This is a genomic window from Undibacterium sp. RuTC16W (assembly GCF_049339445.1).
In the GTDB taxonomy this organism is placed as follows: domain Bacteria; phylum Pseudomonadota; class Gammaproteobacteria; order Burkholderiales; family Burkholderiaceae_D; genus Undibacterium.
The window spans coordinates 33,212-50,483 of sequence record NZ_JBMPPE010000012.1; the positions used below are offsets into that span (position 1 = coordinate 33,212).

At 48.8% G+C, this 17,272-nt stretch carries 14 protein-coding genes; 4 read left to right on the forward strand and 10 right to left on the reverse strand.

The window, feature by feature from the left end; translation table 11 throughout:
* The first annotated feature begins 153 nt into the window (after positions 1-153).
* The 3 genes from ACO0K4_RS18160 to ACO0K4_RS18170 all read left to right on the forward strand — a co-directional run bounded on the left by ACO0K4_RS18160 (position 154) and on the right by ACO0K4_RS18170 (position 2,589).
* Complete coding sequence (locus tag ACO0K4_RS18160; RefSeq protein WP_422958088.1) at positions 154-912, forward strand: carbonic anhydrase; 759 nt, start codon at positions 154-156, stop codon at positions 910-912.
* A gap of 281 nt (positions 913-1,193) precedes the next feature.
* Positions 1,194-1,790 carry a hypothetical protein gene (locus ACO0K4_RS18165; RefSeq protein ID WP_422958089.1) on the forward strand — a complete coding sequence of 199 codons (597 nt, stop codon included), beginning with the start codon at positions 1,194-1,196 and terminating at the stop codon, positions 1,788-1,790.
* A gap of 199 nt (positions 1,791-1,989) precedes the next feature.
* Complete coding sequence (locus ACO0K4_RS18170) at positions 1,990-2,589, forward strand: DUF924 family protein (RefSeq protein WP_422958090.1); 600 nt, start codon at positions 1,990-1,992, stop codon at positions 2,587-2,589.
* A 31-nt stretch (positions 2,590-2,620) separates the two neighbouring features.
* On the opposite strand, the gene ACO0K4_RS18175 is transcribed toward ACO0K4_RS18170, so the two are convergent.
* From ACO0K4_RS18175 to ACO0K4_RS18220, 10 genes are all read right to left on the reverse strand, one after another.
* Positions 2,621-3,298, reverse strand: a complete 678-nt coding sequence (locus ACO0K4_RS18175; protein ID WP_422958091.1) for a hypothetical protein — start codon at positions 3,296-3,298, stop codon at positions 2,621-2,623.
* Positions 3,299-3,883: 585 nt separating this feature from the next.
* Positions 3,884-5,497 (reverse strand): diguanylate cyclase, encoded by a 1,614-nt coding sequence (locus ACO0K4_RS18180; RefSeq protein ID WP_422958092.1) that lies wholly within the window; start codon positions 5,495-5,497, stop codon positions 3,884-3,886.
* Between the two features lie 128 nt (positions 5,498-5,625).
* Entirely contained in the window at positions 5,626-6,066 is a 441-nt protein-coding gene (locus tag ACO0K4_RS18185; RefSeq protein WP_422958093.1) for a hypothetical protein, read from the reverse strand.
* Positions 6,067-6,075: 9 nt separating this feature from the next.
* Positions 6,076-7,335 (reverse strand): porin, encoded by a 1,260-nt coding sequence (locus ACO0K4_RS18190; protein WP_422958094.1) that lies wholly within the window; start codon positions 7,333-7,335, stop codon positions 6,076-6,078.
* A 220-nt stretch (positions 7,336-7,555) separates the two neighbouring features.
* A complete protein-coding gene (locus tag ACO0K4_RS18195; protein WP_422958095.1) occupies positions 7,556-7,897 on the reverse strand; it encodes a ComEA family DNA-binding protein in 342 nt (113 codons plus the stop codon).
* A gap of 98 nt (positions 7,898-7,995) precedes the next feature.
* Positions 7,996-8,847 (reverse strand): peptidylprolyl isomerase, encoded by an 852-nt coding sequence (locus ACO0K4_RS18200; protein ID WP_422958096.1) that lies wholly within the window; start codon positions 8,845-8,847, stop codon positions 7,996-7,998.
* A gap of 199 nt (positions 8,848-9,046) precedes the next feature.
* The gene (glp, locus tag ACO0K4_RS18205) at positions 9,047-10,345 is read right to left on the reverse strand and encodes a gephyrin-like molybdotransferase Glp (protein WP_422958097.1); all 1,299 of its coding nucleotides are present in this window, start codon (positions 10,343-10,345) and stop codon (positions 9,047-9,049) included.
* Between the two features lie 8 nt (positions 10,346-10,353).
* The gene (gene mobA / locus ACO0K4_RS18210) at positions 10,354-10,965 is read right to left on the reverse strand and encodes a molybdenum cofactor guanylyltransferase MobA (protein ID WP_422958098.1); all 612 of its coding nucleotides are present in this window, start codon (positions 10,963-10,965) and stop codon (positions 10,354-10,356) included.
* A gap of 173 nt (positions 10,966-11,138) precedes the next feature.
* Complete coding sequence (moaA, locus tag ACO0K4_RS18215) at positions 11,139-12,266, reverse strand: GTP 3',8-cyclase MoaA (RefSeq protein WP_422958099.1); 1,128 nt, start codon at positions 12,264-12,266, stop codon at positions 11,139-11,141.
* Positions 12,267-12,503: 237 nt separating this feature from the next.
* Entirely contained in the window at positions 12,504-15,500 is a 2,997-nt protein-coding gene (locus tag ACO0K4_RS18220) for an Rne/Rng family ribonuclease (RefSeq protein WP_422958100.1), read from the reverse strand.
* A gap of 681 nt (positions 15,501-16,181) precedes the next feature.
* Here ACO0K4_RS18220 and ACO0K4_RS18225 point away from each other — a divergent pair.
* The gene (locus ACO0K4_RS18225) at positions 16,182-17,201 is read left to right on the forward strand and encodes an RluA family pseudouridine synthase (RefSeq protein WP_422958101.1); all 1,020 of its coding nucleotides are present in this window, start codon (positions 16,182-16,184) and stop codon (positions 17,199-17,201) included.
* Positions 17,202-17,272 lie beyond the last annotated feature (71 nt).

The window sequence follows — 17,272 nt, forward strand, 5'->3', positions numbered from 1 at the left end:
CACCAAATCTCCACCAGGCGAAGCTGATGAGATATCTTCGTTACCCCAATTATGTCGCATAGTTTTTATTTATTACTTGATGTCAGATAGCTCGTGTTCTAAGGTGTTAAAGCTGTGTTTAATCGTTGAAAACCAAATGGGGAGAATAGAGAAATGAAAAAAAGAATGAGCACTGCGGCCATTGGCGCCATGATCACAATTTCTGTGAATCTGGCTTATGCCGAAGGGCATGCAGAAAAACCGCACTGGAGCTACCAAGGAAAAACAGGCGCTACACATTGGGCTGAGCTGGAAGAATCTAACACTGCCTGCAAACTCAGCAAAGAGCAATCACCAATCAACATTGTAGAAAGTAAAACTAAGAAGGCTACTTTGGCCGCGCTTGATTTCAAATACCAGAACGGAACTGCTGAAGTCGTCAACAATGGGCATACCGTACAAGTAAATTTGCCTGCAGGTAGCAGTCTTAAGACCGGGGACGAAGAAACTAAGCTACTGCAGTTTCACTTCCATACACCGAGTGAAGAACAAATTAATGGTAAAAATTATTCGATGGTTGCACATTTTGTACATAAAAATACAGATGGCAAACTGTCTGTCGTCGCTGTTCTGTTCAAACCTGGAAAAGAAAATGGCACATTAGCACCAATATTTTCCAACCTGCCTAAAGAGGGGCAGCCCAATCAACTCGCTAGCTTCGATCCGGCAGCAGTCCTGCCAGTTATGCGTACTTACTTTAAGTTCATGGGTTCATTGACAACACCCCCGTGTAGTGACGGTGTACGTTGGCAGGTATTGAAACAACCTGTGGAACTTTCGAAAGAACAAATCGCTGCTTTCAAGAAGCTCTACACCATGAATGCGCGTCCAGTACAGCCTTTGAATGGCAGAGTAGTGGAAGTAAGCGAATAGGACGTAGTGGTATTTTGCTAATCGTAGCAAGTTCAATATTATGATGGAAGAAGCGCTTTCGCCTTGAAGGCGCTCTTTTCGATAGATCCGTACGTAGAGTGTCTTTCATCTTAGATACTGGTTGCGATGCCTCACGAGATTGATACCAATTATCAAACGACTGCCTAGTGTGCTTCACTAAGATTTAATCGCACCTGTACCATTAAACTTACTAATACTATGTTTAATATCGTCACTCAGGCTTGCTGACAATCACAGCTTACCACCTCATCATCTTTCATATGAAAATCTTCCTTTTTTTAGCACCGCTTTTACTGTGTACTGCATGTGCTTCTACCAGACAAGGTGGCGATCAGCATGCTAAAGCGGTTGCGACTGATGTTCGTCCGGGTGAGAGTCGTACTCAGCAAGTGGGGAGCGCATTGACTGCGCCGCTGAGTGATTTTAATTTGATACAGACGACGATTCCGCCTGTGCTGATGGATGCGCAGAACAATCCGTATCGCGTCAGCACGGATGACACTTGTGCCAGTATTGAGATGCAGGTTGTGGCGCTGGATGCGGTGCTTGGCTCTGATCTGGATAAGCATGCTGAGGGTAATGATCCCAGTGCGATGGACAAAGGTGTGAGCGCTGCGGAGAATGCGTCGATCTCGGCTTTGCGACGGACGACTGAGGGTGTGATTCCTTTTCGTGGTTGGGTGCGTAAGCTGACAGGTGCTGAGCGTCATTCGGAAAAAGTGCTGGCATCGATTGCTGCAGGGACGATACGTCGTGGATTTTTAAAAGGGGTTGGTTACGCCAAAGGCTGCCAATATCCTGCCGCACCTTTGCCGCCGCTGCCTCCTGCTGTAGTAACACCTGTGCCAAAAAAATGATTACCTGGACTGCCTTAGTTGATCTGGTACACCGCTCTTCATTAACGAATTCATTAAGAAATTCATCAACAATTTCATAAAAAACCATCGCAAAATCACTGCGTGATGGATGACTTAAATCCTCATGTAAGTCATCACGCAAAGCCCCAATCAACAAAAACTTCAAGACTATTCTTGAACGGAACACATAAGGAATGCGATGGAAACTCCCTTGAGTATCAAGACCTTCTGGTTTGGTGATCAAACAGATGATGCACTGACTGCGGCGTCGCAAGCCAAGCTCTGGTGGTCAAAAAATCCTGACATAGATCAGCTGATGATCCAACGCTTTGCTATGGTGACAGAGCAGGCAGCAGATGGTGCACTTGATGCCTGGAAGGCGACACCGGATGCATGTTTGTCCCTGATCCTGGTGTGCGATCAGTTTCCTCGCAATATGTTTCGTGCGACTCCGCGCTCATTTGCTTATGATGCGCTGGCACGTCATGTTTGTCGTGATGGTTTGGCACAGGGCTTTGATCAGCAACTCAGGTTGATCGAGCGGATATTTTTTTATTTGCCACTGGAGCATTCTGAGTCTATGGAAGATCAGGATCAGTCGGTATCCTTGTTCAGAGCTTTATTGGCGGCTGCGACAGCGCAGCAAAAATCCCTATTTGAAGGGTATGTGACTTATGCGGTCAGACACCGTGATGTGATTGCCCGGTTCGGGCGTTTTCCTCATCGCAATCAGATACTTGGTCGTGTTTCTACGCCGGAAGAATTGCAGTTTTTGTCGGAACCGGGATCGTCGTTTTGATCTGAGGTGTGAGTCGCGGTAGTGCGTCTGCTTATTTACATTTCCCTGTCACCGCTGCGAATGCGATGACAGGGATTAAAAGTAAATTGGTGCTTTGGGAATATCTCGGCTTTATGCAGTCTTGAATTTTGGCTTTGTCTGCTTCGGTCTGGAACTGCTCATATCTGGTGACGACAGGCGTAGTCATTTCTTTCCTGGTGTTGTCTGCCATTGCCTGTATCTCACTTTGGCTACTTTTATAGGCTTTGCGAATGGCTTGGCTGTCAGTCACTAGGAGCGAGGTGGACGGCGTCGTCAACATAGGATCTGGATTGACCTTGTTCGTATTCTTCTCTCTATCCGCTATTGAGTCTGATACGTTGACGGGTACATGAAGCGCGTGAGTCTTTTCAGTTGTGCTCTGGGCTGATAGCGGCGAGGTGGCGCGCGATGTCGTCGCTTTTTTTGCGCGTATCCGGTTTGCCTGACCTTGTGCGGAGATCGTCTGTTGTTCTGTTTGTTGCGGTACTTGCTGATGCGGTGGTTCCATCAACATGCTGACCTGAATTTCTGAAGTAGGGCTGGTAACATAAAAACTTGGCCGGTGATTGAGTTGCATCAGCATGACAATACTGATGCAGGCTGCCAGCAAAGCGGATGTCAGTCGCTGACCCGTGCTTGTCGTTTTCCAATGTGGCTGCAGATGACCGTAGTGCCAGGAGCCGAGCATGAATATCCTTATTGATGATCAGATGGTTGCGGTTAATTACAGATAACTGGGCAAAGATAAATACGTATTTTTGACGGCAATGTAGACAATAAGTTCAGAGCAGGCTGGAGATAGATATGGATTGTATGTCGCAATGTTTATGCGCCTTTCCAGCCATTATTGGCTTGGGGGGCGCATAAATACTGCGTGATGAGGTGAGGAGATTTTTAACAATCTCCCACATTTCCACATCGATGGACTTACGCAACAACCAAGACCTCTCATCACAGAGCCTCGGAGGCACAGAGAAAAGGCAGAAATAGTAGAGGCCGCAGCAGTAAGTATTTTCATGAAAGATCGATTAAAGTTTTTTGGGAGTTTCCATGAGGGATTGTCTAAAAACTATAAGAGAATTTTTAAAAATATAGCCGAACGTATCGCGTCGTTCTATGGCTGCTCGTTAAACTTGGCAATACTGACGTATTGCTGTGTTGAGCTTGTTTAGCCTGCGCGCTGCATTGTGAATAAACACTCTTAGAGGTCTCAATAAGCTGTTTGAATCGGCTCAATTCAAACAGATAAACAACTTATCTCAGGCCGATCGAATCATGACTGGTACACACTGTAATTATTTTTGCCTGATTTTTTGACTGCGTACATCGCATCATCTGCTTCTCGAATAATCTCGTTTTTATCAAAGTTGGCCTGTGCCACGTAGGTGATGCCGATACTGGCACCGATGCGGATGACAATATCCTTGTCCAGCGTGAGTGCGGCGCTGGTCTGATCGATGATTTTTTGTGCGATTTCTTTGGCTTTGTCGATTTGCTGCAAGTCTTTGAGCAGAATAATAAATTCATCACCGCCGAGACGGGCAATGAAATCAGATTTTCTCAGTGTCTTGGTGACGATCTGCGTAAAGTGGCACAGTACTTGATCGCCGATGTCATGGCCGTAATGATCGTTGACCTCTTTGAATTTATCCAAGTCGATCAGCAATAAGAAAAATCCTGTCACGTTGCCACGTTGCATCTCTTGTTTTAAGCGGGTGATTTCTTTATCAAAGCCGAGACGGTTAAACGTACCGGTCAGATGATCGGTGACGGCAAGCTGGTTTGCCTCTTCTTCGCCACTTTTGCGGTCGGTGATGTCATTGAGCAGGCCTTGCAGTACGCCTTCTTCGACCGGACTCATGACGACATGCAGCCACTTTCTCTGCGGCGGTTGACCGACTTCGATAGAAAAATCTTCGGACAGGACATCGTCCTGATTGGTCGCCTTGTCGATCATCAGATGCAGACGTAGCTCTTGGCCTTCCAGCGCCTTGGTTAAGGCTGTATTAATCTTGTCTTCGGGGATGTTTTCATCCACTGCCAGCAGACGTAAAAAAGCGTGGTTGTATGAAATGACCTCACCTGACGTCTTTAATAAAAAGATGCCTGTTTCTGCATTATTAAAAATGGTCTGGAATTTTTTCTCACCGATTTCATGCTTGATGCGCAGTTGACGTTCGTCATCCAGTATATGGACAAGCTTGCCGACGATTTCATTGACGTCACCGACCAGTTGGCCGATTTCATCTTTTTCATTGCCGGCTGGCAGGGCGAGTTTGATACCGCTCTCGGGTGTCAGACGGTGTAGCTGATCCGAAATGGTTTTGATCGGGCGGATAATGATGGTGAGAACGATATACACGACTGCGCAGGCCATAAGCAGGGCTTGCAGCATCAGGAGGTAGCCGATAAATCTAGCCTTGTCGTCGACTTGCTGGCGTATGAATAGCAGATTAGGCTCGAGCTCGATCTGGCAGACTTTTTCTTTGTCATTAAACGGAGAGAAGACATCGCGCACCGTCGGTATTGCCTTGTCTGGAATCACGATGTTGTTGACGACTTTGGTCTCTTTGGGGCCAGTGTTTTTGCTCATGTGCGCCAGAACGCTCGAGCCGGAAAAAATCTTGATACTGGCGACGTCTGCGTTCTTTAGCAGCCCGCGGCTGACTTCGGAGGCGAGATTCATGTCGGCGAGGTAGCAGGCAATACTGGTGGTACTCTCGACTGTGCTGAGCAGATCCACCATGCGACTATTGGCCCTTTCCTGTTCGACGTGCGAAGTCCAGTAGTAGGTGAATACGGCAAAAAAGCTACCCACCAGTAAAGAAATACCCAACACAATAAATGCGCTGCGATAAACAATACTGGTACGGAATAATTGGGACATAGTGTGCAATAGAGTCCTGACGGGCTTTGCTGTAGTTGCTGGTGGCGGCAATTCGTTGATCAGGCTGTGTTACCAAGGATAGAGAATATCTGCGACGGTAGACCTGATGAGCGTATTTTATAACGGCTTTATTGGGATGCGTCAAAAACGACTTTGACACGTTTGTCGACTTTTTTCTTATCAATATACGCGATCGCTCCTTTGTTGTTGCTGACGATATCGATAATCTCTTCCACGCTGTCAACCTGGCGCGGCGGTGAGCCTTGACCTGAAAACATTAGTCGCGCCCAGTAAGAGTTAATCTCGGGCAGTTCTTTATTGACCATACTGGAATAGAATTTACTTTTTTCAGATACCGGATTAGCCAGGTCAAGCGGTTGTGCACTGATGCCTGAGGCAAGTTTGCGATAGCGGCCCATATAGATGTTGATGACATCATCTTTACTCATTTTTTCTATGCCGCTATTTGGATTGGCGATGACAACGAAGTCGGCAGCACATACGCGGGCACAGACAGTGAGCGCCAGAATCAGTGGTGAAAAACGAATAAGGGTGGCGAGAGTCGTCATAGCGCTCGCCTAGAATATGAAGTTGACCGAGACGCTGAGGAGTGTTGCCTTGCCATCCCAGCCCGGTTGCTGATTACGCACCAATAATCTTTGCTTATTGTTGATGTGATCAAGTTGAATTTTCAGATCTGCCTTATCAGTCAAGTCGTAACGCATACCGAGGGAGATAGTCGTTTGCTCATTCAACGAGCTATGTGCGACGTTATAGCTACCAGCAATAATCGCATCGACATAGGGATTGACCCCCGCCGGCAAGCCGGTGCTGCCATCGCTGTCTCTATGCAGGGGGCGCGCTTCCGAATAAGTGGCATAGTGCGTCCATTTGCCGGTTCGGTAGCCGACGGTGGCATAGCCAGCCGCATAGCCGGGGAAGCCAAGCGTATCTGATTTGGTCGAGCTCAGCATGAATTGCGCTTGCAACGGTCCTTCATCATAGGCCAGACCTGCGGAGTAATATTTGATCGTTTTATCCTGAAAGCCGATTTCATTAGCGACTTTCCCTGCTTGTGGACTCAGCGCGAGAATCGCCGGATCGCGTAGCCCGTTAATGAGTGCAGGCAGGCCGGGAAATTCGTTTTTAAACCGTAATTGGCTGTAGCCAAGCCGGTAAGACCAGGACTGGGTCTGATATTCCAGATGAGCACCTAACACATCGGAACCGTTCAGCGAAAAATACTCATCTGGCCCCCCGGTAGAGCTTTTTTCACGGGCTTTACCGGCAAATGTCTTGATGCGGGCCACACCATTACCTAGCGGGTACTTTAGCACCAGGTCGGTGCCGTCAATATACGAAACAATGATACTGCCGAAATAATCGACGGGAGGACGAACCCAGAGGTAAGAATAGGCGACATTACGTGAGTCGGCGAGCAGATAGACATCAAAACCTAATCTGCCGGCACGGAACTGAATATTGTCATTCGGGGTGTAGCGGGCGAATGCCCAGGTGATTTCAGGATTAAATCCGGTTTGCGAGCGACGGCTGACGACCTGTAGTGTCGCATCGAGGTTATCCAGAGGGGCGGCGGTGAGTTGCAGACCGAGCAGGGAATCGACGCCGAAGTCGAGTTTGCGGGTATAGCCGACACCTTCTGGTTGTAACAGGTCGCGGATAAAGTCAGCTTGCCTGTTCGAGTTGTAGACGGCTCCTAAGGTGCCGAAACCACTCAGGGAAAATGAGGGTTTGTCACCATCCTCTGCGAATGCTGGCAGGCTAACGGCAAGCAAGCAAAAAGCGGTAAAACATCGTCGCGCAATCAAATCCAGCATGGGATCCGGAGTCCTATCGAACAAGTTTTGTAACTGATGTGCCCAGCTTTATCTTACACATTTGAAAACAGACTTACAACCTTCTCAGTCAGTATTGCTGAATATAGGCAAATTTTGATGTTGATCCGAAAAAAGACAAAAAGCTGGCGTCAAGCCAGCTTTTTGTCTTGATGCATGCCGGTATCGTGGTGAAACGACTTCAGTACCGGAAAAAGCAGACTTATTTCTTTTTGCCGTCGGCTTTTTGCTTAGCAATCACCAGATCTTTGATGCTGTTGTAGGCATCTTCGGGAATGATTTTTTTATTCAGCAAATCATCTTTGCCCTTGTACGGACGACCTTTGATGATGGCATCCGAACGGGCATCACCTATTTTTGGCAATTCAGACAGTTCTTTTTTAGTGGCACTATTTAAATCAAGTAAGTCAACTTTTGCAGAGGCGGACACGGAAGCTGACGCTGACGCGGAGGCTTTTTTGGGTTCGTCTTTGGCATAGGCTGAACTAATGGCCAGCATCGCCATACTTGCGATTAAAATGGATTTCAACAGTTGATTCATCATGATTCCTTTATGTGGTACCCGCCTTGGAGACGGGTGGTAGACATTGAAAAGACAAGCAAATTAACGGCACTAAAAATTACCCGAGTTAGCCTATCATATTATTGTGTTTGCACCACTGAATTGATAAAAATCGCGGTCGTCGGTACGTCGCTTGAGTTGGTGGCGACGGTCTTAAACTTGTCCATGATATCCAGACCCGTCACAATTTTGCCAAATACGGCATATCCGGGATTGCTCGTGCTGGTGTAGTCGAAGCCGGTATTGCTGGCAACGTTGAAGTAAAACTGCGAAGTTGCCGAATCGACTGCACTGGTGCGTGCCATGCCGATAGTGCCGCGTACATTGCTCAAACCGTTATTGGACTCTAGCTTAATCGCTGCGAAAGGCGGTGTCGGTTGCTGCAAATCGCTGGTAAAGCCGCCACCCTGAGCAATCGAGAACGATGTGCTGTTGACGACGCGATGGAAGATCTTGTTCACATAAAAACCATTCTCTACATAATTCAGGAAATTATCGACGGAGATTGGTGCTTTGGCAGGGTTGAGTTCAATGACGATATCGCCCAATGTTGTTTTCATGGTGACTTGCGGCTGTGCTGCCAGAGGGATAGTCAGTGAACCGGAATATAGCGATGCGCTGTCACCAGCGGTGATCGATACGGCAAATGTTCCTACGGCGACCATTTTGCAGGCAAACACGCGCTGCGTCGAAGTGCCACCGGCGACTTCCGTAATTTTGAGACAGCCTGGATTGGAGATATTGATGCCCAGATCGAGATTCTTGCCAACGACAGTCATATTGGTGACCTTACGGTAGACCAGTTGATCAGTCGTCACCGAGGTGACGGATACCGTTGACGCTGTGCTGGTAGAGCCGCTGCTGCCACCGCCGCATGCCGTTAACAAAGTGATGCTTGCGCAGCTCATCGCGATCCAGGGTAGTAATTTCAATCTGTTCTCCTAAAAAATAATCAAGTGGTGATAGTAGTTCTGGTGATGCTAAAAAATAGTGCCCGATTTGTAGATAATAGTAAATCGCGTGATGCCATATATGACAATGCAAAATCAGTATAGCGACACGCGATAGTCTGGCTGATTGTTGTAATAATTTGTTACCTGTTTGAAGTGTAACTTATCTTCATGACCTAAATTACAGCAAGCCTTCGAACAGCAGAATATCGACTTTGTCACCTGCACTCACATTGCCCTGGTCATGGGGCAGCACGACCATACAGTTGGCTTCTGACATAGAGCGCAAAATACCTGAGCCTTGCGAACCGGTGATGGCGACCTGGAGTTGTCCGTTTGAGGATACTGAAGCGATGCCGCGTTGGTACTCAGTCCTGCCAGGGCGCTTACGCAGACTAGCCAATGAGACTGCGGGAACTAAGGGAAGTTCAGGAATAGTGGCGCCCATCATGTGAAGCAGGGCACTTCGCGCAAAAAAATAAAAAGTCACCATGACAGCGACGGGATTGCCGGGCAAGCCGAACAGATAGGCGCTTTTTCCGGCAGAGTGAATTTTTCCAAATGCCATAGGGCGACCGGGGCGCATTCCTATAGCCCAGAAGGCGACATCTCCGAGTTGTGCCATCATTTGTTTTGTGTAGTCGGCGGCACCGACCGATACGCCACCGGAAGTGATGGTGGCGTCGGCATTTTCGGCGGCAGAGCGAAATGCAGCTTCCAGTGAAGCCGGATCATCTTTGACTACGCCCATATCAATAATGTCGCAGCCTAGCCGTGTCAGCATGCCATGCAAGGTGTAGCGGTTGCTGTCGTAGACGCATCCCGCATCTAGTGTTTCGCCGAGCGAGCGCAACTCATCACCGGTGGAAAAAAATGCGACTCGTAATTTTCGTTGTACCGGTACTTCTGCGACGCCGAGAGAGGCGAGTAATCCTACATCCGCGGGACGCAGTATTTTTCCTTTGAGGAGTGCGGTCTTGCCTATAGCCAGATCCTCCCCTTTGAGACGCCGGTTGTCACCTGCCGTAACCTTGCCGGCAGGGACATCTACTTGAGCCGCGGAGGCGTTGAGCGTGAACTCTTGCGGTATGACCGTATCGCATGACTCGGGCATGACCGCGCCCGTCATAATGCGTATGCATTCCCCGGTGTTGACTATTCCCTCAAAGGCCCGGCCGGCATAAGCTGTGCCTTTGATTGTTAAGGTAATCATCTGATTTGCGGACAGATCGCTGCCACGCAGGGCATAGCCATCCATTGCCGAATTATCATGCGATGGCACGTTGATACCGGAGACGATATCTGTTGCCAGAACCCGCCCTAATGCCTCGCGTATCGCCACTTTTTCGATGGACGATATGGGCGTAATAAATTGCTGAATAATCTGCTGTGCCTGGGCTACTGGTACGGCATCAGGGTCATAGCCGGAGATGCAGCTGACGACTTCGTGCAGGCTGTTCGGTGGAGGTGTGGACGTCATGTGAAGGTTTAATTGTCGAATTGTCGCAGGTCTTGCAGAGTGTTGATATTGCGGAAGGCAGCAACATCGTCAAATACGACTTCGACGATGTTTAAGGATGCGTACCATGCATCTACTTTGCGTCCGCCTTGGTGTAGAAAGTCGCTCAGATGAGTCAGCACGGAGGACTTCATGAGCGAGAAGACCGGATGTGCTTGTTTGGCGACCGTTTCCCCATTGGATTCCATGGTGATGGCTACCGCCAGATCTGCGTCCTCTAAGGCTAACGCACCTGACAGACGTTCGACCAGATCTGCGGGCAGAAATGGGGAGTCGCAGGGCACGCTGACCAGGTAGGGTGTTTTACAGTGATGTAAACCCGTTTGTAAGCCTGCCAGCGGACCTGCAAAGCCATCAATTTCATCCGGCCATACCTGTGCCCCAAAAGCTGCATAGGCTGCCAGATGCTGATTGGCATTGATGATGATCTGTCCAACCTGTGGTGATAAACGTAAAAACGCATGCATCGCCATTGGTGACCCGCGAAATACTTGCAGGCCTTTGTCGACGGTGCCCATACGTGTGCCGCGACCTCCTGCCAGGATCAGTCCGGTAATGAGTTGTTTATCTATGCGTGTCATGTTTAACGAGGTATCCGGTGCTGCGTACGACATTGTCAGGTAAGAGGAAAGTGAAGATGAAGTGGATTATTTTTGACCAGTCACCGCTCGCCCGTTGGTTTGGTACCGGTGTTTGTCGCCGACTGCGATTGACTTATCATCGCCATCGAAAAATAGTCTGCGTGATCTGCGTATCAACCACCAATATACGACATTTCTATTTTCTTTCTGCTCTTGACTAACTCGTCGGTTTGCTGACTGCGCAATTCGGAATAACGGTCTGAGCGTTTTTTCCATAGTTGTGCAATGACGTTAGAAATGGCCAGATCGGAATGCAAGTGATGTTCATCACGTAGCAGCGATCTCAGGTCATGTCCATGTGTAGCAAACAGGCAGGTATACAATTTTCCTTCGGTAGAAAGCCGTGCGCGGCTGCACTCATGACAAAAGGTTTGTGTGACGCTGGAGACGACGCCTACCTCTCCGCTTCCATCCAGGTAACGCCAGCGCTCCGCAGTCTCTCCTGCGTAATTTGCCTGGGTTGGTAGCAGCGATAATCCGACATCGTTTAAGATTTGTATGACTTTGGCTGATGGGATGACTTCATTCAATTTCCAGCCATTAGAAGCGCCGACGTCCATATATTCGATGAATCTGAGTATATGAGGCGTCGCTTTGAAGTAGCGTGCCATCGGAATGATTTCACTGTCGTTCAAACCGGCTTTGACGACCATGTTTACCTTGACTGGCCCTAGTCCCGCTTGATGTGCCGCATCGATGCCGTCGAGTACATCTGATACAGGGAAGTCCACATCATTCATTTGCTTAAAGGTAGCGTCATTCATGGAGTCAAGCGACACGGTCACTCGCGATAACCCTGCATCTCTGAGGCTCTGTGCTTTGCGTGCTAGCAGAGAGCCGTTGGTCGTCAGAGTCAGGTCAATATCGCTGCCATCACTTGCCTTCAGCTTACTCAGCATCTCAATCAGCTTCTCTATATTTTTGCGCAGCAGCGGTTCTCCGCCAGTGAGGCGAATTTTTGTGACGCCATGGGCAACGAAAATTTTTGCGATACGGGTAATTTCTTCAAAACTGAGTAACGAAGTTTGCGGTAAAAAGCGATAGTCCTTGTCGAACATTTCTTTCGGCATGCAATAGACGCAGCGGAAATTGCAGCGATCCGTTACTGATATACGCAGATCGTGCAACGGGCGCTGCAAGCTGTCCCTGAGTTGGCCGTCAGGCTCTACTAAACGACCAGGAACCGTTAGAGCTTGTTCGCGCTGCCGGTAATCCGTCAGAGGGATAAATTTTTCAGACATGAAGTTCAGACAAAGTAGATATTGCAAAGTAATTCAGCACACTAGACCGAAAAGATACCACGAGTAGCGATAACGAGTTTGTGCAAAAAAATAACCCGGCAACATTACTGTTGCCGGGTTATTTCATTCAGATAATTGCACCAGATTGACCAGTTTTATATTGACGAATTTTATGTTCGCCAGCTTTTGATTTAAAAGCTTCAGATGTCTAAAAACTCAGTAAATCAGTGTGCTTGATTACTTCTTGGTTTCAACCATTACCAAAGGTTCACTGGCAACGCTCGTAACCGGCTTGCGTTCACGTGGGGCACGTGGCGCTGCAGTAGTAGTTGCTGCTGATGCTTGTGCGGCACGCAGTTTTTCAGGGTTAGTGCTGGCCAATACCAGACCTGCCTGTTCCAGCATGACATTCAAACTTTCTACTGGCATGACAACCGCTTCTACCGGTTTTGATGCCGCGACTGGTGCCGTTGTAGCGGCTACTACCGCCGCTGCTGGCGCTTCCGTCGTTGCCGGAACACTAAATGCTGGAGCAGATGCAACTACCTGAATTGTCTCCGTTGCTGTTGGTGTGACAGGGTCAATTACTGGAGCAATCACCGGAGCAATCATGTCATTCGCAACATTGATTGTCACCGCTGGTGCCAGAGCCGGTGTCAGATCCAGATGTGCCTGAACTGGTGCCGCGACTGTTGTTACGGCGATTGACTCTGCTGGTACCTCAGCTTGCGCCGGAGCCGGAGCTGCAGATACTGCTTCAACGAAAACAGGTGTTGCTACGACCTCAGCCGGCGTTACAGGCTGAACCGCAACAGGCGCTGGCGTTACTTCGGCTGGCACAGGATGGTTTGCGACTGCGACACTTTCAGAAGTTTCTACAACGGTTTCCGCAATTGCAGCTACAGCGTTGATTGGCATGACTGGCGCTTCTTCGTGTGACACGAATTCATTGCCAGAAACTGCATCACCATTTTCCGTATTGTCACCAGCCTCACGGTCACGACGGTTACGGTTGCGGCCACCACGACGACGACGACGACGAGCTTCACCTTGTTCTGCGTTTTCGCCTTCTACTGTGTTCGGAGTTAAAGACTTCGTATTGTCTGCCACGTCGTTTGTCACAGTAACCAATGGTACGGCGTTCGCAGCCAGAGCCATAGTATTCAGGTTGGCATCAGCAGATTTTGACTCGCCCTGAGTTTCCTTGCGCTCTTCGCGTTGACGTTGCTGACGATCACGACGAGTTTCTTGCTTAGGTTCTTGCGGATCGCGCTCTTCCCTTGGAGGACGTGCTTGTTTTGGCGGGCGTGGAGCTTGTTCCTGAGGTACTGGCTTTGCGGAATCATCCTTCTCTGCACGATTAGTCGCAGGACGTTCTTCGCGGTCTTCACGATCGCGTCCACGGCCATTACGGTTGCGATTACGCTGACCACGACCATTACGGTCACGTTCAGATCGTTCGCGGCTTTGCGGTTTCTCTGCCACTGCCGGTACTTCAGCGATTGCTTCTGCTGGTTTTGAGCGGAACAGGTTAAACAACTTGCTGAAGAAACCTTCTGAAACCGGCTTGGCAGCAGCGACTAATACTGGCGCTGCAACGGGAACTTCTTTGCGCTCTACGATCGGTGCAGTATCTGGAGTGATACTTTTTACCATCGCTTCCTGGCGTGGCTTGACATCTTCTTTTTGGCGTTTGCTATAGCCGATGTCTGTATCTGCCTGCTCAGCCATCGCATAACTGGCGTGATGCTCCTCCAAACGTGGATCATCTGTTTTCAGACGATCCAGTTTGTAGTGAGGCGTTTCCAGATGCGTATTCGGAATCAGAATCACAGTGACGCGATGGCGTGTTTCAATTTTCAGAATTTCGCCGCGTTTTTCGTTCAGCAAGAATGCCGCGACATCGACCGGTACTTGTACGTGGATTGCTGCGGAGTTTTCTTTCATCGCTTCTTCCTGGATAATACGCAGGACTTGCAATGCAGAAGACTCGGTATCGCGGATGTGGCCAGTGCCGTTACAACGAGGGCAGGTCACATGACTGCCTTCGGATAAGGACGGGCGCAGACGCTGACGGGACAATTCCATCAGGCCAAAGCGGGAAATCTTGCCCATCTGGACGCGTGCGCGGTCATAGCGCAGTGCATCTTTGAGACGGGTTTCAACTTCGCGCTGATTCTTGGCGTTTTCCATGTCGATAAAATCGATCACGATCAAACCACCCAAGTCACGCAAGCGCAATTGGCGTGCGACTTCTTCAGCTGCTTCGCAATTGGTATTGAAAGCGGTTGTTTCAATATCGCCGCCACGGGTTGAGCGCGCTGAGTTCACGTCAACTGACACCAAAGCTTCAGTGTGATCAATCACAATTGCGCCGCCTGATGGCAATGGCACAGTGCGGCTGTAGGCAGTTTCAATCTGATGTTCGATCTGGAAACGAGAAAACAGTGGCACGTCGTCGCTATAACGCTTCACACGATGCACCATGTCTGGCATCACATGGCTCATAAATTGCTGAGCCTGTTCGTAGATTTCGTCAGTATCGATCAGGATTTCACCGATATCTGGCTGGAAGTAATCACGGATCGCGCGAATAACTAGGGACGATTCCTGATAGATCAGGAAGGCGCCGGCAGAAGATTTGCCTGCGCCTTCAATGGCGCGCCAGAGTTGCATCAGGTAGTTTAAATCCCATTGCAATTCGTCGACATTGCGGCCAATACCTGCTGTACGCGCAATCACGGACATGCCAGTAGGCAAGTCCAGTTTATCCATGGTTTCGCGCAATTCCTGGCGATCTTCACCCTCAACACGACGGGAAACACCACCACCGCGAGGATTGTTCGGCATTAATACCAGATAGCGGCCTGCCAGAGAGATGAAAGAAGTCAGAGCAGCACCTTTATTGCCGCGTTCTTCTTTTTCGACCTGGACCATAATTTCCTGGCCCTCACGCAACGCATCTTTGATGGAAGCATTGCGAACATCAATACCTTCTTTGAAGTAGCCGCGGGCTACTTCTTTAAATGGTAAGAAGCCGTGACGTTCTTCGCCATAGTTGACGAAACAGGCTTCGAGGGAGGGTTCGATGCGGGTGATGACGCCTTTGTAAATATTGGACTTACGTAATTCACGTCCGGCGGTTTCGATATCGATGTCGATGAGTTTTTGCCCATTGACAATCGCAACGCGCAATTCTTCTTGCTGCGTCGCATTAAATAGCATGCGTTTCATGGTTCTGCTCCGTGACCTTTTGGTCATCTTGTGTTGTTGCCCTGTTAGTGCAGGGCAAGCAACTTGCGTACATTGGGATGTATGCGAGAACGGAGAGTCTGATGGGGCGGGAATGCCTCTGGCGCAACAGAATCAATATTACTGACGAGATATTCGACATGTCTGACAACTATGTCTGAAAGCGACTGGCAGAGTTGATGCCGTCCCTGAATATGATCGCTAGCTTACTTCCGTTGCGCGCCAGGCGCGGATGACTTTAACTGTGGATCGAGTGAACATGTCCCCCGCGTTGTCTGATTCATGTTTTATCGTACAAAACATGAATACAACGCCAGGCGATGAGCAACTTGTTGAGTGCCAAACCATCTTTGATTAATTGTATTTGGCGAAATCGATCACACTGGTCAAAATCATCAACCGGCAAGCACGGCTGTAATAAATATACAGACGTCTCTTGCTGGACTGATCCTTACTATTCAAACTTTCTGATCCAAATCATTACATCCTGTCCGATTGCCACAATTGGTTGCAACCCTGACCAATATAATGATGTGCATACACATCTTTTCCATCGAATTTGCAAATTGGCGAGGCCGATGAACATGCCCCTGTGTAGAATACGCGTTTATTCATACACCAGCTAAAGCCTAAAGCCGAAGCGAAAACGATTATATATTCAAAATGAAGGACTTAGCGATAAATTATAGGAAGCCACCTGAAAAACAGGGGCAAAACAGTGCTTCCAGCCATCCTTCTCATGCGTCCTCGCAAGTGCCGCCTCAGGTTCAGCTCGTTACCATCGCTGAAGAAGATGCGGGGCAGCGGATAGATAACTATTTAATACGAATATGTAAAGGCGTGCCAAAAAGTCATGTTTACCGGATTTTACGATCCGGTGAGGTGCGGGTAAATAAGGGGCGGATTGATCAGCTCTATCGCTTGAAGGAGGGCGATATTGTTCGTATACCGCCAATCCGTGTTGCAGAAACTTCTACGCAGGCCGTCCCGGGAGCCGAGTTCGACATCGTATTTGAGGATAAGTACCTGCTCATTATTGATAAGCCGGCCGGCGTCGCTGTGCACGGCGGGTCTGGAGTTAGCTATGGTGTTATTGAACAACTTCGGGCATCCCGGCCAGAGGCCAAATTTTTGGAACTGGTACATCGACTGGATCGAGAAACTTCCGGTATTTTGTTACTGGCCAAGAAACGTACGGCCTTAACTAATCTGCATGAACAAATGCGTGACGGTTTGACCGATAAACGTTATCTGACCTTGGTCCATGGCGACTGGAAAAATGCACGTCAACACGTTAAGTTGCCATTGCATAAATACACAACCGCTGACGGAGAGCGGCGCGTCAGAGTACAGGCCGATGGCATGGCATCCCATACCGTGTTCTCACTGAAGAAAAAATTCCATGAGTTCGCATTGCTGGAGGCTGAATTAAAGACTGGTCGCACGCATCAGATTCGCGTGCACTTATCGTCCAGCGGGTTTGCGATTGCAGGTGATGATAAATATGGCGATTTTGCACTTAACCGTGCTTTGCTCAAGCCGACGGAGCTGCGCGGCGTTCTGAAGAGAATGTTTCTACATGCTCATCAAATTACTTTTACTCATCCTGAAACCGGTCAGGAAATGACGCTCAATGTACCGTTGCCAGCGGATTGCCAGAGCTTTCTTAAAAGCCTGGTTTAGCGCGTAAAAACTTAATCCTTTATTAAGGGTAAAATAGTTACTTCGATTATTTAGGATACTGGCAACGCACT